This is a genomic window from Halobacillus sp. 12SKB (assembly GCF_052941655.1).
In genome coordinates this window covers 2,761,839-2,779,819 of the sequence record NZ_JBRFWR010000001.1, presented here as the reverse complement: position 1 = coordinate 2,779,819, position 17,981 = coordinate 2,761,839, and the positions used below count along the sequence as shown (strand labels likewise).

The following is a 17,981-nucleotide window of genomic DNA, read 5'->3' as shown; positions in this document are numbered from 1 at the left end:
CCACCTCCTCTTTCTTTTTATGTAAGGCAGCGGAGGAATAAAAACCTCCACTGAACCCCTTATGCTTGTCGGGGCTGAACAAGGCCTCTCCGCTTTTGCATATTATCCGGTTCCGACACCCAGATGCTTGAGACATAAGCAACCTCACTCTGCGGCAAAGACCGCCACGACGTGATTTTGCTTATGCTTGTCGCATCTACCGGGGTGTCTCCACACTTAGAATTACCAACTGGATTTTTTCACGCCTGGGATTTGGCCTTTGTGGGCGTATTCTCGGAAGGCGATGCGGGACATTTTGAATTTGCGCATGTATCCCCGGGGTCTTCCGGTCACTTCACAGCGGCCGGTCAGGCGTGTGGGGGAGGAATCTCTAGGAAGTTTCCTTAACGCTTCATAGTCTCCTTTTTCCTTCAACTCTCTACGCAGGGCTGCATATTTTTGAACCATCGCCTGGCGTTTTTTCTCTTTTGCTACTTTTGACTTTTTAGCCATATCTTCACACCTTCCAACATTAGTAATGATTACGATTTAAAAACGTGTAAAAAAATAGGACGCTCCTGTTTCCAGAGAGCGAAGCCTAATCCGAATGAATAGTAACGATTACGAATTACATCTTATAACAGGACTTGGATTTTGTAAAGGGGGAAGATTTTATCTATTTTTCATCCAGCTTCACCCTTGTCCACCCAGACTATCTCCCCTCAAGACCTTCCCACTCTCTACGGAGCAGAGAATAGGTGTAATGGTCGTAATAGTGCCCTTGATAGTAATGTTTATCCCGGAAAATGCCTTCACAAGTGAAACCTAATCGTTTTAACAAAGCGGAAGAACGCTGGTTCTCCACCGCTACATAAGCATGGATACGATTCAGGTCCATGTTTTGAAAACCGCTGTGGATACAGGCCACCAAAGCCTCTTTCATCAGCCCCTTGCTCCAATAGTCTGGATAGAGGTCATACCCGATTTCCGCCATCCGATTCTGACGGTCCCATAAATGGAAACCACATGTCCCGACAGGAACCCCGCCCATCTCTTTACTTTCCAATATCCAGCGGTTGTACCCTTTTTCTTCAGGATTTGAAAACCAATCGACTAATGCTTGAGCCTGATCATAAGTCTTCAAGTCTTCTTCATCATACAAATACTCACAAACTTTGCTGTCACTGAAATGTTTGAAAATGAAATTCGTATGCTTCTGGCTCACGTTCACCAGATGGAGACGATCTGTTTCCATTGGTGGAAAATGCACACCTCTCCCCCCTTTTCCAACCCCTTATTTTTATGTACGTTCAATTGTTTCGTAGACATTCTTAAGCTATTCATTGGCAACGGAGATCCTGCTGTTGCTACTTCCTTCTATGATCACTCAACTCACGGGCCAGTACAGAGCGCTGCCACCCTCTCCTTCTCCAATCTCTCCATTCCTCCGGTGTTTGATAGGACAAGCGAATATGGTAATAATTGATATGCTCGCCGGTAGCAAAAGCAAGCAGGAACAACGCCCACCAGTTTCCCGAATTTGTGAATAGCCATTGGATTGTCCAGAATCCTCCGGCAAGGAAGAGGAGGATGAGATTGCTCTTTCTTAACCTTTCAAACCACAGGTAATGAGAATCATGAAGTCCTGTCTTTTTCTTTTTAGAAATCCTCCTCCATTTGAGAAACCAATAGACCGTCCCTTGAAGTAAAATCCATTCAAGGAGAATAAAACAAAGGAAGGACAAAGGAGTAAAAAGAAAGGTTTCCATGACACTGATTCGATCTAACATAAATACATACATGAAAAGGAACAAAACGAGAGCTGTCCCCTCCCCAGTAAATAATCGGAAAAATTTACTCTCTAATCTTCTCTTCACTGTTCAAAGCTCCCATTTTTCTGCCGCCCCGCCATAATAGATGAAGGATCCCGGCTGTAATCGTTCCATAACCGACGAAATACAAGACGATGAAATATAAAAAGGATCCATAATCCTCTAATCCTGTCAGAGGATTTGAGACAATGTAGCTTTCGTTCCCAATGGCCATGAGATATAGAGGTACAAAAATCAACCAGAACCGCTTCCAAAAATAACGCTTGAATTCGCTCTTCATGTCCGATCCCTCCATGTTTAGTAGGTTCGCTTTGTCCCTGTGCGTTCACTTGACTCTTCCTCTGACAATTGTTCGTTCAATATTTCGACTTCCTGCCTCAGCATCTGCAGTTCCTGGTTTATGCCTTCGAGCTCATAGGAATAATCCTTCTGTTGAAAGGATGAACCTTCATTCCCGCTTGAAGCGGCACAGCCGGCGAACAGTATACAGATGCCTAGAAAATAGATGGGTCCGCGAAGCTTTTCGATCTCCACGCTATTCTTCCTCTCCCTCCATCAGTGATTGTATATACGATGCATCCCTTTCTGAAATCGTGAAAAAGACAGCATCCTGCCACGTTCCGTTTCGTTCTTCAGCCAAAACCGCCCCATCTTCCGTGAACCATACCCTGTGATTCGTCAATCCGATCGACCTTTGCGGGCTCATCAGTTTCAGAAAAGCATCCGGTTCATCTATGTTCACCGACACCCCTTCTGCCGGTTGTTTATGGAGGAGAATGCCAAGCATAGAATCCATTTTTGCTGGTTGGTCGACATCTGTAAGAACTGCCCCATTTGGTGGCTGGCTTTCTCCCCCTTCTTCCTGGATTGTGATTTGGTAGGAGGGGTCATCCGATGTGACGATCCCAACGATATAACCCCCACCGAAGACAAGACCAACGCCAAGTATCCAAAAAAGAAATTTCCACATATGTATGAATCACCTTTCTTTGTTCTTTTGCCTCCAAATGAGTGTGATGATAAGAAGAAGGAGACCTGCTAAAGCGCTCATCAGATGAGCGACGAGGTATTCTCCACTGCGAAGGTAACGAAGAAAGAAAACGCCTCCAAAAATTAACATCATCGTCGTAGCGAACATGAGGAAGAAACGATTGATTTCCATCAGTATTCCCCCTTCAAGTACTCTTCCTGCAGGCGGGAGAACATGAACGCATCATGATTTTGATCGTTCTGGAAGAGGTACCCTCTCAAAACCCCTTCCTTTTTAAATCCCAGTCTTTTCAACAGCCCTGAGGACGCATCGTTTTGTGGGAAAGTCACGGCGCCGAGCCTGTAGAGACCCAGCTCACGAAACGCATATTCCATAACAGCCGCTACAGCTTCTGATGTGATCCCTTTCCGCCAGAAGGAGGGGGTGAGTTCATAGCCGACTTCCGCCTTCCTGCTGTAAGGGCTCCAATTGTTCAGACCGACTGTACCGATGAATGCATTCGTCTCTTTCCAAATGATCCCCCAGCGGATACTCTTTTTCACTGCAAAGTTGTCCCGGAAGGAGCGGACGATGTTTTCCGCTTGTTCACGATCGGTGAGGGAAGGCATTCCGTAATACTTGGTGACCTCATCCTTCGACATGATGGCATAGTAACTGTCAATATAGTCGTCCGTGATTTCGACCAGCTTCAAGCGATCGGTTTCTAATTCTTGAAAATCCATATTCCCCACACCTCTCAATAAAGTCGCTCTCTGTAACTTTCCTTTAAACGCCTGGTGACCGCTTCCTCATCCAAGTCAGGAAGCTTCGCATGTTCTGCCAGTATTTTTGCAGCGGATGGACGTTCTTCTTTTGCAAGCCATGTGCCGGGGTCCCATAAACCTGAACGTTTAAAGGCTTTAGCGCAATGGATCAAGCATTCCTGGACTTCTATGGCGATTCCGAGGGAAGGAAATTTTCCCCGGTGTGCCATTTTTTCAAGAAGATCTTCATCTGCCACGATGCACGCCCTGCCATTGACCCGGAGCGTCTCCTCCAATCCTGGTATGAAAAAGATCAGCCCTGCTTGAGGATTTGAAAGCAGGTTCTTCATTGAATCCACCCGCTTGTTTCCAGGCCTTTCAGGAATAATAAGTGTCCTTTCATTCAAAATGTGAACAAAACCTTTTTCATCCCCGCGTGGGGAGACGTCACAATTCCCCTCTGCATCCGAAGTCGCAAGCGTCAAAAACGGCGATTGTCTGATGAATTGTTTGCAGCCCTCGTCCAAATGGCGGATCACCTTGTTTTTCACAAGTTCACTCGGTTCACCTGTAATCGCCCGAAGCTCTTCTTCATTTGAAATGACATGTCGGAACATCCTTCACTTCCTCTCCATCCCTTTGGAATCTATGAAAGTTTCGCTTACATGAAAAAACTCATTGCATGCCCTCTATTTTTTATGTAAATTAGACAAGTATGTTTTTTAGGAGGGATCATCTATGAATCAATCAACAACGACGCAACGGGTACAAATGACAACGGCAGACCCTTCCGCGATCGGACTTTTTGGACTCGCTATGGTTACACTGGTGGCATCTTCAGCCAAGCTCGGATGGACAGACGGGGTATCTTTCGTTCTTCCATGGGCGATTTTCCTCGGAGGGCTTGCCCAGCTTTTCGCAGCCATTCAAGATGCGAAGCATAATAACACTTTCGGAACGACGGCATTTGCCGCTTTCGGACTCTTCTGGTTCGGAGTCGGTACGTCCTGGCTCATCGACTTTGGAGTCTTCGGAGAAGCAGCATCCCAAGCGGTCGACCCCCATCAACTGGGCATCGCCTACATCGGTTACCTGATTTTCTCCATATTCATGACGGTCGGCGCCATGGAAACGAACAAAGTATTGTTCATCATTTTTGTTTTGATCGACTTCTTGTTCATCGGCCTTTCCCTGTCCACACTCGGAATCGCTCCACATGCCACGCATATGGTAGCAGCCGTAGCTGAACTCATGATTGCGATCATGAGCTTTTACGGGTCAGCCGCCAGCGTCTTGAATGTCCATTTCGGGAAAGTCACGCTGCCTATCGGGAAACCGTTCGGCATTTTCACATAAAAGCAGGCCGGGATTCTCTCCCGGCTCTTTTTAATTGCTCAGGCGATGGTAAATAATCTTCAGTTCCTTCGAAAACATAACGAGGATGCCGAGCCCCATGAGAAACCAGCTGAAAATCATCGGAAACAGAAAACCTCCCTGCAGAACCGCACTCCAATACTTCCCTGGAGGATGGCTCCAGCCCTCGATATAGGACAAGTAAATGACTGTCCCCACCAATGTAAAACCATAAAGGATGACGCCGCTGATAAAAAATAAAATACCGGACCAGTATTTCTTTGCCATTCTACTTATCTCCTATCTATGGATTGCTTCTTCCGCTTTGTGGCGATCGACTTTTCTTACATAAAATTTGAATTCTACGCTGTAATCATATCTGTGTGCAGGTGAACCTACGGAAGGCGTATTGCTGACGGTGGCGACTCTGTATTTCACACCTCCCGCAGATCGTTTGGAAGCTGTCTCATAATATTCCTTTTGTATGAATGTGGTATGGACGAGTGTTTTTTTATTAGATAACAAGTAATGAATGACATTGATTAGACCATCCATCTGACTCCTCCTTGATTACTTTACCATAGATTATTTCCAAGATTAACCTCTAAAAAAGCGATTTATGGTCGATTGCTGAATTTTCGAAAAAAGATTGACGGGATGTACACGCTCGAATATGATACAACTATAAATGGAAATGATAGAGTTCCAGGCCTGGCGTTTACGTGCCGTCTTGAACGAAGAGATAAGGAGGCTTTGACTATGTTAGCGAAGCTATTCAACTGGTTTGGACCCGGCCTGCCCAAGGTCGACTTGGTTCTACCTAAGACAGAATATGCACCCGGAGAAAAAGTGACCGGATCTTTCCATTTGATCGGCGGATTGAATCAGCAGATCATCCAGCGGCTTGAATGTGACTTGATGAAAAGAAAAGCGGGAGAAAAACCAAGCCTCTTACAACCCGTAACGACGGTGTTAATGAACCGTGAACTTGACCCCAAAGAAGAAAGTGAGTATCCTTTCCATTTCGTCCTCCCGGAAGCGCTGGAGTTGGATGACCCGGAAACGACGTACCTACTACAAACGAAACTGGTGTTAAAGAATGACGTCAAAACTTTGGATACGGATGAAATTGATATTGTGATCCGGTAATCATTTCAAGAAGCGGAACTTATGGTCATCAGCCGCTTCTTTTCACAATTACAGTTTACATAATAAAAATACAGTTAATTTAAAGGGCGAGGAAGATAACAAAACTCATGACTTTGTGAGTTCATAGTAATCCATTGTGGAAGTTACTTCGAATCCACAGGACTGGTATAAATGTAAGGCATGATTGTTCTTTACTTCTACTTGAAGAATAATCTGTTGAACTTGCTTTTCTTTAAGTATCTTTACTGCTTTCATCAGAATCTCTCTCCCGTACCCTTTTCTTCGATATTCAGGAAGAACTCCTAATCCATAAATTCCTCCTACACCACTTTGTACTTCGAGATGAACTTTTCCTATAACCGTTTGATTTCGTTCAACCATGAAAGTATCTATTCCATGCTTGGATTCTTCTTCAGGAAGTTTCAAACCTTCTTCTGGAGCACTTACTTGAAAGTATATAGCATTCTGTCTGGCGATTTGTTTTGCATCTTCATTTTGTGCCTTCCTAAGTTTTATACTTTCATTCCCCTGGGATGATCTGACTTCATTTGTCAAAACCATCTCATGTTCCGAATGCTGATAAACGGCTCCCATATGTTTAATAAATTCGATGCCAGAGGAAGAGTGTCGATCACACAACAAGAGCATATGTTGCGAATCCCTCTTCAACCATTCATCTCTAACCAAAGAAAACAAACGAGTGAAGACCCCCATTCTCCTAAACTCAGGATGAACCATCCCGTTCACTTCTACTGTTTTCGCGTCGAATTGACAGATCCCCATATATCCAATAAGCATTCGTTCATCATAAAACATAAATTCATTGATCCTGTCCATTCCTTTTTTCTCATCAGCTTTACTTAATTTGTAATCAAGTTCCAGTTTTAATGTCACATTTTCTTTTTCAAGGCACATATTTTCTAAGGCACGGATATTCTCGTAATCTTCCCGGTCTAATATCGATGTAAGTTTTATAAAAGGACGTATGAAATTGTTCATATGATAGGATCTCCCCCTCTATTGTCCATTTGAGTCGTCTTCCATTCCCCCACCGACCATCCAGGAGTAAATACTTTCCATAAGCCTTTTCCCCTCAATGACAATGGAAACCTCTTTTAATTTCTCAGCTTCCATTTTTTCATAAAAGTGACGAGCAGGGTTTTCTGATAGTACTTTTACAACCAGCGTTTTATGCCTTTTCTCCTTGATCTCCCTGAATGTGAAAGAAAGCAACCGTCTCCCTGCCCCTTGACGATGGTATTTTTTCAGTATGTAAAGCGAACTCAACTCTGAGTCATAATCTCCAAAAGTGGACCCATCCTGCCAGGCAGCAAAGCCGAAAACGCCACTTTCTTCCGTTTCCACGATAGATATGTTGAATTTTTTTATATTCTCATACCACAGACGTTCCCGTTTTTCATAGCTCAGGCGGTTCAAGTAAGCATCCGGTACGATCCCTCGGTAGGTTTCCAGCCATGCATCCACATGGACCTTTGCAATCGCTGGAACATCTTCATGCCTTGCTTTTCGTACCCTCATGATTCACCTCCATGGTAGTGGCTGAACACTTAGCAATTCAGGCTCATTCCTGCGAGCGACCAGCCAAATTGTACTGTCGGACACAGTGATCCTCATAAACATTTCCAGTAAAGAGGGAGAAGAACGAGCCCTTTACTCTTCATCCTTTCTCCCGCCAAAATCGAAACCTGATTTCCCCCAGTAAATTAAAAACATCGCAGGGGCTACAATCATCGCTATGGCCATGATAAAATTCATAAAATCCCTCCTTGTTATTCATACGATTGAAGAAAAGTTACGTTGCGTTTTCCACTCTGTTTCTGTTTATCGCCTCTAGTGTATTGCACTTTAAATAACGATCTTGAAATAATATTCAGCCGTGTTTTGCATTAGGTCAACCATCATTTCTTTTGAAAAAAGCCTTCATTTATTATCAGGTATTAATATTGTTCGCTGCGTCGGCACGCGGGCAACTGTGACGATTTGTGGATGCAAGGTGTAGGGTTTTCCATCAATCTCAAATTTGAATTTCCCATGGCAAGTCACCTTTTTCCCTTGTTTTTTCAACTCTTTCTCAATAGCTCTCAAATAACTATCATGATCTTTGTACCATTCATCCAAGTGCATGACGATATTGCCTTTCTGATATCCAGAAGATTTGTATGCAAAATATCCAATGAGCAAAAATGGTGTGATAAGTAATAGCAATATAAGTATCTCCACAAGCGCCAATCCTCCCCTTTATGGTGTGAAAAACATCAACATCAGCCGTAACCGCTATTTCCAAGATTATATTTATATCGGTCTTAAAATCCTTGCTTACTATACTAACGAATGAGAGTGGAGTTACGTTTCAGTAGTTTTCAGAATATTAGTTTTCAGATTCACTTCAGCTGCTCTAACGAGTATTCCAACTTCTCTTAGGTGCGGTTCCCACCTCCTTTGGCGCGACTCTCACTCCCTTTGGCGCGACTCCCACCTCCTTTGGCGCGACTCTCACCTCCTTTGGCGCGACTCTCACTCCCTTTGGCGCGAATCAAACTCTCTTCGGCGCGCCCCCCCACCTATCTCTGACTACTAAATAAGCACACAACAAAAAAACGCCACCATACATTGGTGACGTTTTTCGCTTAGGCGGCTGCTTTCTGCTCCTGACCTTTTTTAATTTTTGATATGGCATGGATGTTGATCAGGATTCCGGCAGAGAACATCATCATGAGCAGCGATGTTCCACCATAACTGACAAACGGAAGCGGTACCCCCGTCAGCGGTAACAGGCCGGTCAAACCACCGAGGTTGACAATCGCCTGGATTCCGATTAAACCGGAGACCCCGATCGCAAGCAGGCGGCCGAATGTGTCGTGACTTTCCATACTGACATAGAAGCCTCGCAGCACGATCAAACCGAGTAACAACAACACGACACCGACACCGATCACGCCTAATTCTTCGGCGATGACGGCCATGATGAAGTCGGTATGGGCTTCAGGTAAGTATCCGAGTTTCTGTACGCCAGCACCAAGGCCTGTCCCGAACAACCCTCCATTATGAATCGCAAGGTAAGAGTTGATCAGCTGGTACCCGGCATCATCGGCGTATTCGAACGGTTGATAGGCACCGTCGAAACGGGAAAGCTGTTCTTCACTGAGACCGAAATTGTACATGAAGACCGCCCCGGCAAGGGCAATCCCGATCATGGAAAAGAGGTGGACCTTCTTTAATCCGCTCGACATAATGATCAGCCCGGAAACAGCAAGGGCAATAAGGGCTGTCCCTAAATCCGGCTGTTTCAAGATCATCGCGACGACGAGCATCATCAAAATGATCGGCGGCAACAGCGCTCTCGTGAAATCATCAATATACCCGCTCTTTTTCGTAAAAATGGTCGCCATGTAAATGATCAGGGACATCTTGGCCAATTCAGCCGGCTGGAATTTTCCAAGTCCCGGAATCGGCAGCCATGATTGGGCATTGTTGGACGTATGTCCGAATACAAAGACCGCAGCAAGAAGGATGACGGTTCCAAACAGAATCAGCTTGAACATCCTTCGATAGTTTTTGTAAGGAAAGATGATCCCAAGGAATAGAGCAATCAAGCCGATCCCCCATGACATCAACTGCCTGTTGAAAAAGTAATCAGGGGTTACTTCGTAAACCATGACACCACTGACCATACTGGCACTGTACACCATCACCGTACCGAAAGCAGACAAAGCCAATACAGCGAATAGGATGGTAAAATCTATGTTTTTCAAAATTCTCCGTATCATGCGTAACCCTCTTTCGTTTGGTACTATTATGTAAATTATAAGGCTTCTTGCCGTGTAAAAAAAGCATTCCTTTTAAATTACTCCGAAAGTCTATATAATAACGATTAGATTTGTAGGAGGTTTGTGGAATGATTTATTTTTATGTCGGAATAGGTGGGCTGATCGGCGCATCCCTTCGGTTTCTGATCGGCGAATGGCTGAAGGAGCCTGACCAGTGGTTTCCTTATTCGACGCTGACCGTTAATTTGACCGGGAGCTTCATCCTTGCGTGGTTCACGATGGGCATCGTAGAGAAGTTTTCCCTTTCTTCAAAATGGAAAGCAGCTCTCGGTACAGGGCTTGTCGGGTCGTACACGACATTCTCCACCCTGAGTATGGACGCCGTTTCGCTCTATGAACGTGGAGACGTGACCCTCAGCCTCCTATACATAGTCATAAGCATCTTCGGTGGGCTAGCCTTCTCTATGCTCGGATTCACCCTCGGAAAAAGGAGGGCTTCCTGATGCTTTCTAAACTCATGCTTGTTGGTGCGGGTGGATTCATTGGAGCGATCCTACGCTATGGGATCAGCCAATGGATCAATAAACGTACAGTCTCCACTCTCCCTGTTGCCACCCTTTTTGTCAACCTGCTCGGCTCTTTTATCCTCGGGATTCTCACAGGACTTGATCTCTCAAAATTCTGGGTGCTCTTCTTGGGCACAGGTATTCTCGGTGCTTTTACGACCTTTTCCACCTTCAAGTTGGAATCGGTCCAGCTTCGCTTCAAGAAGAACTGGAAGACGTTCGTCCTGTACACCGTCCTCAGCTATACGCTTGGAATTGTTCTAGCCTGGACCGGCTTCCAACTGGGAGGAATATTCTCAAGTTAATAGCCATCAAAAAGGACTTCCTCAAAAGGAAGCCCTTTTTTACTGCCCTATTTGAAATCATACGCTTTGATGATCCGCATCGTCAGCTTCTCATACCCTTGTTCATTCAAATGGACTTCATCACTGAAATAGCGCGAGGACTTTTCTTCATACAAATCATTCGTTGGGATAAACGTGACATTCTCATAAGGCTCTATGATCGACTGACTCGTTCCGTTCCAGTCTTTGATGATTTGTCCGATTTCAGGTTGGTCCGGATACGGGTTATATAGTCCGAGAAACAAAATCGGTGCCTCCGGGTTCTTCTCACGGATCTGCTCAAGGATCGTTTTGACATTCTTCTCATAATCCTTTTTCCCAATGGCAATTTTATCTTCATGTAATGGAGAAAGATCGCCTCCATTACTTTTGATGATATCGTTCATTCCGATAAAAAATAAAATATAATCCGCATGTTCCAACGATTTCATTACGGCCGCTTCATTCATCTGGCCGAGCATTCCATCACTCTGCTGACCTGGTATGGCATAATTATCAACGGTGACGGGATCGTCGTGATTTTTATCGAACCATTGCTGTAGATTCTCGACATACCCATGGCCACTTTCATCCCCCACCCCGTAGGTCAATGAATCGCCGAGAGCGACGATTTGTTCTTCCTGTTGATGAGACATGGATGATTGGAATCCAAACACGCCAAGGCCGATAGCAGCCAGTACGAGCAGACCGATCCACCATTTCCGATGTTTTTTCATAAGCTGCACCTCCGAATACGCCCCTTTTTCCCTGGAGGAGTATGGACCAAACATCATTACGGTAAATAGAACTAAAGCACGAGGAAAGGACACAAAAGTCGTCATCCTTTCCTCGTGCTCATTTATGAGTCCATTTGAATGATTTTATATTTGTCTTTAGGACATGTGACCATTTTCACCGAATTTAGTGGTACAATCCACGAATCTGGTTTAAGTCTTCTATAAAATGGCCGGCCTCCTCCTGACTCAACCGAACGAGCATCTGTTCATTTAATGTAAGGATTTGACCATCTTCTTCATCTTTATGATTACTCAAGTAGTCATAAATGATTTCCAATTGGTCTTTATTAAGGGTGGATTGAGTCGTAAAGTGCTTCACTTGATTCAGCACAAATTCGTCATTGATCCGATCAAACTCTCCTCGAATTATTTTTCCGTTAACATCCACGCTACCAACTCCTTTATGGAGATAGTTTATTCCAATCGGCAAAATAATATAAACCCTTAGTCAGAAAGGACCACACCTTTCTTTAACCAAAAAGACCACCATCAGTCACACAGAATATGTTTGACGGAGGGCGATGGATCTACCGTATTTTCTTAATTGGTAGTTATTGTTGAAGTGTAGTTTACCAAAAGACGCCGAACTATTCTAAAAAGAACTCCAAAAACGTTATGACGTAATAACCAAAGAAGAAGTTCATGACCTGAACGATTAAGAAAACAACCAGTATAATGATAAAATTCCTTATGTTTGACTGCTTTAATTGCAGGTAATACCCGATCGCCCATATGATGTAAATCAGTATAATATGTATGTGTTCGGCGGTGTAGGGTTCTTGTTGAGGAACAAAATGCAATCCAAAGAAAGCGAAAAAACCTAAGACTAATAATCCTGCCAGCAATATAATATTGGTTAGATGAATGGCTGTTCTGATGCTACCACCTCATTGCAATTTAATCGTGCTTCTATTCCATTTCGCGTTCATACCTTCGCGGCGTGCCTTCTCTACTTTTAATGAATATGATACTTATCCCTTCTCGAAGATTTGAAATTGAGATAGGCCTTATTATGGTTGTTGAAAGCCGAATACCGCTACAAATATCAAAAAGGATGAAAGGCATATGCCAATAAAATTGACTACAACAAGGCTTACTTTTACACTTCCTTTTATTCCAAATAAACCAGCTGCTAATCCCAACACTGCAAATGTTAAAGGTAAAAAAATACTTATATGTAAAACAGCTGTAAATATCCCATTTCCCCATCGAGTTAAACCGGCTATTATAGGAAAGACAGTTAGTATAAACAAAAGCCCCGAACTAATTGAAAGAGACTTCTTCGACATCATGAACCCCACCTCTCTTTGGTAAAACGTTCTTCTATTCTTCTTTATCATCGTACCCGCTTGTTGGAAAGAATCGGTACTGAGATGGTTTAATGATGCGTTACATATCCCATTTATAATTTACAAACCTTAAGTTTTCGCCATTCATAACGAACTCTTCATCACTTTCTTCTGTCTTCATAAAGCCATTTTTCTCCAGAACTTTTTGTGAACCTATATTATGGTTTGTTGTCTTGGCAAATATTTCAGTGAAACCATCCTTACACAAGTGATCCATCAGAATATGTAAAGCCCTACAGGCAACCCCTTGCCCTGTATGCTTTTCCCCCACCCGATATCCGATGTACCCTGAATGTTGAGTTTTGTCTATATCTACTAAATTAATCCTTCCTAAGATTTCTCCATTGGTTCTTTTTATCAAATAAAAGTAAGCTGACTTTTGTCTCTGTTCATCCAATAATTCTTTATGGCGCATCATGAAATGGTCAAAGTTATAATAGTGATCACCTCTACTTGGTACCATTTTTTCAAAGTAGCTTCTATTCTCTTTTTCAAAATTCAATACTGCTTCAGCATCGTCCAATCTTAATTTTTCAACTGTAATCTTCATAGAATCCACCTGCTTTTCAAGAGATACGTCTGTTGAACCTTCTTAAAAACCTCATTTTGGTATTCACGTAGCCAAGTTAAATCCCCATTGCAATCCAAGTGGAATGGAAGCCCATGTAATAAGGATAGATATGAACAAAACGATCCCAGGATTTTTACTTTTATAAATGAGAAGCCCTACTAGAAACCCTAAAGCCCAAATAGGTAAGATCACAAAGAACTCAGGGGCCACCCAAGTCTTATCCGTGTAGTTCTCTGCTATCGTACCCCCCGCAAAAAAAGTAGAGATAAGAATAGCGAGTAAACCACTAATTATCGTGTTCAGGACAAAGGCGACCTTCATTTTTTTCAATATAATCCCCCTTTTCAACTAAGTTTTACTTCCTTATTGGTATCAGCACCAGTGAGGTAATTTTAACATATTTAACCATTTTATTATGTATCTTAAATCGTCTTTAGTTTGAGACTTAAATTTAAAAAAGCGAATAGCAATTAATGAAATGAGTCCGTTATCATTTTCGTCTCTTCCCCTCTACCTTAATTCTTTATACATGATCACATGAGGCCCAATGGGTGGATAATCAAAAACCTCTCCATAAGGTTTAAAACCCAACTTTTCATAATATTTCTGAACAGAAGTTCTTCCTTTACACCAAAGGAGTTCAGCTTTGAGATTTTTCAATCGGCTCTCAGCGTAATGTACAACTTCTCTTCCCGCCCCCCTACCTCTAAACTCTTCTGCAGTAGCCATAGCTCGTAATCTGTATTGAATAGTGCTTTGAAATTCAGGATGTGATTCTAAATAAAAAGAAGCCACACTAACTAATTCCGTATCACTAAACGCTCCGATATGAAAAGCATCATCGTCTTGATCGGTATTATATTGACATGCTTCGAATGGTTGATGAGGTCTAAGTATTTTGTGACGAAGATTATACGTTTGTTCTGCTTTTACTCTTTGTACTCTCAATCTGATTCCTCCCAATAAAAGTATATATGGTTGAAGAGATTTTCCTTGATGCTGCAGAAAAGCCCTCTTTCTGAAAGACTCCGTTCCGAGATCATACAAAATGACTGAACTTGTACTTGCTGCTGTTATTTTGTTGTTCGTTTATTGTGTAAGAGTAAAGCTACGAGTAAAGTCACTGAAACTGTCAACACATAGATAACCCCTGTAAAAAATGAGTTTACATGGAATGTATCCTGAATAAATGCAGCGATTTGATTATCGAATGTAATCGCCAGAATAAATAGGATTAAAAAAATTACCGTCTTCATACATAACTTCATCTCCTTCCGCCTTACATGATCGATACAACCAATCCAATAGATCTTTCAGTAAAGGTGAAGACACAATTTCAATTCACTTATCCGTTACGTTAACTACATTTTTCTCATTTTCCGTTTGCTAATTTTAGGAATAATAAAGTACCAGGAAATAAAACCGCCGATCGACAGTCCAATGACATTTTGCCAATCAATTTCTCCGTAAAAGAAGTAACCAAAAAGGATAGCCATGATCGCAAACGCGATTGCAGAGAGGAGACCATTTTTCATCTGGTCATTCATTGGAAAACCTCCGTTTCATCAAATATACCCTTTGTATGATCTATCCTTCGTACGAATTCACCATTCGCTTCCCTATAAACCTCTATTACCAAAGGAGTAATTTTCCAAACAATCCCAATATAAAGAAAGGACGATTCCTCTAATTGAAGAATCGTCCTTTTGGTAAGACTCGATATCGAGATAATCTACGTTTACTTTCTTTCATCTAATTAAAGAATTCATGGGATAGGTATGACATATGACAGATACACCTAAACGGGCAGGTCATAAGTCATCGATCAATTTTTCACTCGAATTCATTCCATTACTTTATAGTGAAGCCAAACGGATCCATGACCCACGGTTTTCATATTTTTCAACTCGATCCTGGCCGCATCCTTTAATTCTTTTAAATCTTCGGAGTCAAAAATCGAAGGTGTAGTCGTTCCGCCTATCGCTAAAGGTGCAATCACTAAACTAATTTCGTCAATCAGACGCTGCCTTAAGAATGCACCATTGATTACTCCTCCACCACTAAGCCCCAATCTTCTATATCCTAATTCATGTAATTTATGTAGAGCTAGAGGTAAGTCTATGTGTGCACCCGTGCCTGCTGTTATATAGGGAATACCCTTTTCCTCCAATTGTTGAATATACTTTGTCGAAACATCTTCCCTGGTAACTACTAATAATCCCTCCGTTTGATACCAATCCATCCGCCCCCGACCATCGAATACAATATAAGCTTTTGATTTTTTGGGTTCATAGATGGGTTTCTCCAGATTTACACCATTTGCGCCCCATACGATCAAACTCTCGCTACCTGATACTAAACCATCACAATCGAACTCATCGTATAGTTGATGTGTTACTTCGTGGGCTTCTCCATCAATACCTGCCGCTGTCCATTCCGCTACATCCCTTTTTGGAGCCGTTGTAATTTTTCCATCGATCGAAGAAAAGATATTCAAGATTATTTCGGGCTTTTTCACTACCATGCACTCCTTTCACAGTTACACTTATAATGGTAATGTATTCCAAAAAATAATGTCAGTGTTTTTTAGTTTTCTTTTTCCTCGATTAGGTATTGTCGAGAACTCGGTTTCAAGATATGTGTTTTGACATTTCTATTATTTAATTGAAAGTAAACAAAACTTCCCCCTTTTCCCATAACACACCTTTAACAAAAACCCTGGCAGGTAAAGAAGAACCCACCGTATACTTGCGGATATCATATCCTCTATTAATGACGCTGTATGAACAATTCTTTAATAAAACTTGCCTAAGTCGAACTTCCAGACCCCCTTTAAACCACTCGTTTTGCATACGTATTTCCCAAACACCAGACATATCGCAAGTATTATCGTAATATTAATTCTATTAAGAATGGATAAATCAAAAGCGTATGAAACCAGAATTTTCAATCTTGATTTCATACGCTTTTTTATTGTTTAAATACAATTAGAAGTGAATGGAATACGATCCATTATAAAATGAACATTCAACAATCCAGTCTAATGATTCCTTCTTTCATTCCATATTGAACCAAGCCCTCATATGGATCCCCGGCAATACCCAATAGCTCACAGAATGCTGGTTCAGTTTTATACCCCTGTCTTCTGAGTTCAATAACTTTATCTTTAAGATACGGACGATCTTTTAAAAGTTCGTATTCAATAATCATATGTAAATAAGCGTTCTGACAATATGTAGGTTGGTCTTGACCAAACAACTCTAATTCAAAGTTGTTAGACAGGAAATTCGCCTTAACAACTTCACGACTTCTTATCATTGTTCTTTTCATGGCAAATCCAGGCTTGCTTCCATAAAGGTCGACTAACTTTTTTTCAAAAGTCTTTAAGTCTTTTACATCCATGACAATGTCCAGATCTGAATGATCTAAGTCAAGACCAATGGGAATAGTTCCACAAAGCACAGGATTGTAAATACTCAATTCTTCAAAAATACACAGTCCTTTAATGGTTTTATATGCATTTCTTTCCTTCTGATTACCTTTTTTCAACTCCTCCAAAAGATCAAACAACTAAATACCCCCATCAATGCACGTTTCACCCAGGAAAAGAGCATCCAAATGCATGATCATACAAAACTGGCTCCCATATAGATAAGCCCCATTATTTATGACTCGGAGCCATGATGTATTTACAATTTGTCTCTACGGCGTAGCTTATTTAATTTAGGAATAATAAAGTACCAGGAAATCAGCGCCCCTGTCATTAATCCTATTATGATTGGCCATTTTATTTCCCCGTATATGACGTACACAGAGAGAATAGCAACGAATGCAAAAACAAGTGTAGAGATCATACGATCTTTCATTCTTTTGCTCATTTTACAATTCTCCTTCCCCTGCATATATTTGAGACTATACCCTTATTATTGGTGTTTGTATTCCTAAAAGCATTAAAGAATTGTCGCTGATACTTGTAGACTCGAAACCAAGATTTCTTCGTAAGGATTTGTAACGGACGCCCTCACCCTTAGTTTAAGTAGATTTTTTCCCACCTATTTTTTTATTTTATAACGATCGATAATTTGTAGCTCACATAATTACTTATCCCTGTCAAAAATTCATCCAATATCTCGTTGGATGGAAATCTGCATTCGAGGAGGTAACAACTATCTCCACTGACTTTGTAATGGTTAACCACGTAAAGATCTTGCTTTCTTATATAGGACAGATAAGGTTGGTGATTTGGATTCTCGGTATAGATATGAATGATGGCATGAACAGGATATCCCATTTTTGCTTGATTCATTTTAATCGAATACCCCTCAATAACTCCACTCTTTTCCAATTTAAGCACCCTTGCTGTTGCAGCTGGTCCTGTTAAGTGGACTTTCTCCCCTAATTCCTTCATCGTAATCCGACTGTTCTTGGATAGTTCATCGATGATAAGAAAATCCGTTCGATCTAACATGTCTTTCACTCCTTTCAAAAATAAAGTCAAACGTCCAAAAGACTTTATTAAATCTATATATCCATTTATGGG

Annotated in this window: 30 protein-coding genes; 4 read left to right on the top strand and 26 right to left on the bottom strand. The window is 41.9% G+C overall.

The annotated features are described in order from the left end of the window. Positions 1-222: 222 nt before the first annotated feature. From rpsN to ACQ4XT_RS13715, 9 genes are all read right to left on the bottom strand, one after another. On the bottom strand, positions 223-492 hold the full coding sequence (gene rpsN, locus ACQ4XT_RS13755) for a 30S ribosomal protein S14 (RefSeq protein ID WP_446854162.1): 270 nt from the start codon (positions 490-492) through the stop codon (positions 223-225). Between the two features lie 199 nt (positions 493-691). Then, positions 692-1,234, bottom strand: a complete 543-nt coding sequence (locus ACQ4XT_RS13750; protein WP_446854161.1) for a GNAT family N-acetyltransferase — start codon at positions 1,232-1,234, stop codon at positions 692-694. A 112-nt stretch (positions 1,235-1,346) separates the two neighbouring features. Next, entirely contained in the window at positions 1,347-1,856 is a 510-nt protein-coding gene (locus ACQ4XT_RS13745) for a hypothetical protein (protein WP_446854160.1), read from the bottom strand. Further along, complete coding sequence (locus ACQ4XT_RS13740; RefSeq protein ID WP_446854159.1) at positions 1,834-2,091, bottom strand: hypothetical protein; 258 nt, start codon at positions 2,089-2,091, stop codon at positions 1,834-1,836. Before ACQ4XT_RS13740 ends, ACQ4XT_RS13745 begins: the two co-directional genes overlap by 23 nt. A 17-nt stretch (positions 2,092-2,108) precedes the next feature. Then, on the bottom strand, positions 2,109-2,345 hold the full coding sequence (locus ACQ4XT_RS13735) for a hypothetical protein (RefSeq protein ID WP_446854158.1): 237 nt from the start codon (positions 2,343-2,345) through the stop codon (positions 2,109-2,111). A 1-nt stretch (position 2,346) separates the two neighbouring features. Further along, a complete protein-coding gene (locus tag ACQ4XT_RS13730; protein ID WP_446854157.1) occupies positions 2,347-2,781 on the bottom strand; it encodes a hypothetical protein in 435 nt (144 codons plus the stop codon). A 9-nt stretch (positions 2,782-2,790) separates the two neighbouring features. Further along, positions 2,791-2,973 (bottom strand): hypothetical protein, encoded by a 183-nt coding sequence (locus tag ACQ4XT_RS13725; RefSeq protein ID WP_446854156.1) that lies wholly within the window; start codon positions 2,971-2,973, stop codon positions 2,791-2,793. Then, positions 2,973-3,524 (bottom strand): GNAT family N-acetyltransferase, encoded by a 552-nt coding sequence (locus ACQ4XT_RS13720; RefSeq protein WP_446854155.1) that lies wholly within the window; start codon positions 3,522-3,524, stop codon positions 2,973-2,975. Before ACQ4XT_RS13720 ends, ACQ4XT_RS13725 begins: the two co-directional genes overlap by 1 nt. A 14-nt stretch (positions 3,525-3,538) precedes the next feature. Beyond that, positions 3,539-4,162 carry a pyridoxamine 5'-phosphate oxidase family protein gene (locus tag ACQ4XT_RS13715; protein ID WP_446854154.1) on the bottom strand — a complete coding sequence of 208 codons (624 nt, stop codon included), beginning with the start codon at positions 4,160-4,162 and terminating at the stop codon, positions 3,539-3,541. Between the two features lie 121 nt (positions 4,163-4,283). Between ACQ4XT_RS13715 and ACQ4XT_RS13710 the strand changes: the two genes are divergently transcribed. Then, complete coding sequence (locus ACQ4XT_RS13710) at positions 4,284-4,901, top strand: acetate uptake transporter (RefSeq protein WP_446854153.1); 618 nt, start codon at positions 4,284-4,286, stop codon at positions 4,899-4,901. A gap of 30 nt (positions 4,902-4,931) precedes the next feature. Here ACQ4XT_RS13710 and ACQ4XT_RS13705 read toward each other — a convergent pair whose 3' ends face one another. Both ACQ4XT_RS13705 and ACQ4XT_RS13700 read right to left on the bottom strand, forming a co-directional pair. Then, the gene (locus ACQ4XT_RS13705) at positions 4,932-5,186 is read right to left on the bottom strand and encodes a hypothetical protein (RefSeq protein ID WP_446854152.1); all 255 of its coding nucleotides are present in this window, start codon (positions 5,184-5,186) and stop codon (positions 4,932-4,934) included. Between the two features lie 12 nt (positions 5,187-5,198). Further along, positions 5,199-5,453, bottom strand: coding sequence for a hypothetical protein (locus ACQ4XT_RS13700; protein WP_446854151.1), 255 nt, complete (start codon positions 5,451-5,453; stop codon positions 5,199-5,201). Between the two features lie 204 nt (positions 5,454-5,657). Here ACQ4XT_RS13700 and ACQ4XT_RS13695 point away from each other — a divergent pair, with 204 nt between their 5' ends. Then, the gene (locus ACQ4XT_RS13695) at positions 5,658-6,047 is read left to right on the top strand and encodes a sporulation protein (RefSeq protein WP_446854150.1); all 390 of its coding nucleotides are present in this window, start codon (positions 5,658-5,660) and stop codon (positions 6,045-6,047) included. 105 nt (positions 6,048-6,152) lie between these two features. On the opposite strand, the gene ACQ4XT_RS13690 is transcribed toward ACQ4XT_RS13695, so the two are convergent. The 4 genes from ACQ4XT_RS13690 to ACQ4XT_RS13675 form a co-directional block, all read right to left on the bottom strand. After that, on the bottom strand, positions 6,153-7,046 hold the full coding sequence (locus ACQ4XT_RS13690; RefSeq protein WP_446854149.1) for a GNAT family N-acetyltransferase: 894 nt from the start codon (positions 7,044-7,046) through the stop codon (positions 6,153-6,155). Positions 7,047-7,064: 18 nt separating this feature from the next. Further along, complete coding sequence (locus ACQ4XT_RS13685) at positions 7,065-7,586, bottom strand: GNAT family N-acetyltransferase (RefSeq protein WP_446854148.1); 522 nt, start codon at positions 7,584-7,586, stop codon at positions 7,065-7,067. A gap of 402 nt (positions 7,587-7,988) precedes the next feature. Further along, positions 7,989-8,273, bottom strand: a complete 285-nt coding sequence (locus tag ACQ4XT_RS13680; protein ID WP_446854147.1) for a hypothetical protein — start codon at positions 8,271-8,273, stop codon at positions 7,989-7,991. Between the two features lie 422 nt (positions 8,274-8,695). Next, on the bottom strand, positions 8,696-9,835 hold the full coding sequence (locus ACQ4XT_RS13675) for an FtsW/RodA/SpoVE family cell cycle protein (protein WP_446854146.1): 1,140 nt from the start codon (positions 9,833-9,835) through the stop codon (positions 8,696-8,698). Between the two features lie 128 nt (positions 9,836-9,963). On the opposite strand from ACQ4XT_RS13675, the gene crcB (ACQ4XT_RS13670) reads away from it, so the two are divergent. Both crcB (ACQ4XT_RS13670) and crcB (ACQ4XT_RS13665) read left to right on the top strand, forming a co-directional pair. Beyond that, complete coding sequence (gene crcB / locus ACQ4XT_RS13670; protein ID WP_446854145.1) at positions 9,964-10,338, top strand: fluoride efflux transporter CrcB; 375 nt, start codon at positions 9,964-9,966, stop codon at positions 10,336-10,338. Next, positions 10,338-10,706: a fluoride efflux transporter CrcB gene (gene crcB / locus ACQ4XT_RS13665; protein WP_446854144.1), complete on the top strand. Its 369-nt coding sequence runs from the start codon at positions 10,338-10,340 to the stop codon at positions 10,704-10,706. The genes crcB (ACQ4XT_RS13670) and crcB (ACQ4XT_RS13665) overlap by 1 nt, the downstream gene beginning before the upstream one ends. A gap of 47 nt (positions 10,707-10,753) precedes the next feature. Here crcB (ACQ4XT_RS13665) and ACQ4XT_RS13660 read toward each other — a convergent pair whose 3' ends face one another. From ACQ4XT_RS13660 to ACQ4XT_RS13610, 11 genes are all read right to left on the bottom strand, one after another. Then, positions 10,754-11,461, bottom strand: coding sequence for a GDSL-type esterase/lipase family protein (locus ACQ4XT_RS13660; RefSeq protein WP_446854143.1), 708 nt, complete (start codon positions 11,459-11,461; stop codon positions 10,754-10,756). A gap of 184 nt (positions 11,462-11,645) precedes the next feature. After that, positions 11,646-11,909 carry a hypothetical protein gene (locus ACQ4XT_RS13655; RefSeq protein ID WP_446854142.1) on the bottom strand — a complete coding sequence of 88 codons (264 nt, stop codon included), beginning with the start codon at positions 11,907-11,909 and terminating at the stop codon, positions 11,646-11,648. A gap of 622 nt (positions 11,910-12,531) precedes the next feature. Beyond that, the gene (locus tag ACQ4XT_RS13650; protein ID WP_446854141.1) at positions 12,532-12,810 is read right to left on the bottom strand and encodes a hypothetical protein; all 279 of its coding nucleotides are present in this window, start codon (positions 12,808-12,810) and stop codon (positions 12,532-12,534) included. Positions 12,811-12,910: 100 nt separating this feature from the next. Further along, positions 12,911-13,420, bottom strand: a complete 510-nt coding sequence (locus ACQ4XT_RS13645; RefSeq protein ID WP_446854140.1) for a GNAT family N-acetyltransferase — start codon at positions 13,418-13,420, stop codon at positions 12,911-12,913. A gap of 63 nt (positions 13,421-13,483) precedes the next feature. Next, positions 13,484-13,762, bottom strand: coding sequence for a hypothetical protein (locus ACQ4XT_RS13640; protein WP_446855681.1), 279 nt, complete (start codon positions 13,760-13,762; stop codon positions 13,484-13,486). Between the two features lie 189 nt (positions 13,763-13,951). Beyond that, positions 13,952-14,389, bottom strand: coding sequence for a GNAT family N-acetyltransferase (locus ACQ4XT_RS13635; RefSeq protein WP_446854139.1), 438 nt, complete (start codon positions 14,387-14,389; stop codon positions 13,952-13,954). Positions 14,390-14,802: 413 nt separating this feature from the next. Then, entirely contained in the window at positions 14,803-14,988 is a 186-nt protein-coding gene (locus tag ACQ4XT_RS13630) for a hypothetical protein (RefSeq protein WP_446854138.1), read from the bottom strand. A gap of 296 nt (positions 14,989-15,284) precedes the next feature. Continuing rightward, a complete protein-coding gene (locus ACQ4XT_RS13625; protein WP_446854137.1) occupies positions 15,285-15,959 on the bottom strand; it encodes a RibD family protein in 675 nt (224 codons plus the stop codon). A 509-nt stretch (positions 15,960-16,468) separates the two neighbouring features. Then, positions 16,469-17,011: a DUF4269 domain-containing protein gene (locus ACQ4XT_RS13620; RefSeq protein WP_446854136.1), complete on the bottom strand. Its 543-nt coding sequence runs from the start codon at positions 17,009-17,011 to the stop codon at positions 16,469-16,471. A gap of 119 nt (positions 17,012-17,130) precedes the next feature. Then, positions 17,131-17,319: a hypothetical protein gene (locus ACQ4XT_RS13615; protein WP_446854135.1), complete on the bottom strand. Its 189-nt coding sequence runs from the start codon at positions 17,317-17,319 to the stop codon at positions 17,131-17,133. 182 nt (positions 17,320-17,501) lie between these two features. Next, complete coding sequence (locus tag ACQ4XT_RS13610; RefSeq protein ID WP_446854134.1) at positions 17,502-17,909, bottom strand: Lrp/AsnC family transcriptional regulator; 408 nt, start codon at positions 17,907-17,909, stop codon at positions 17,502-17,504. Between the last annotated feature and the right edge of the window lie 72 nt (positions 17,910-17,981).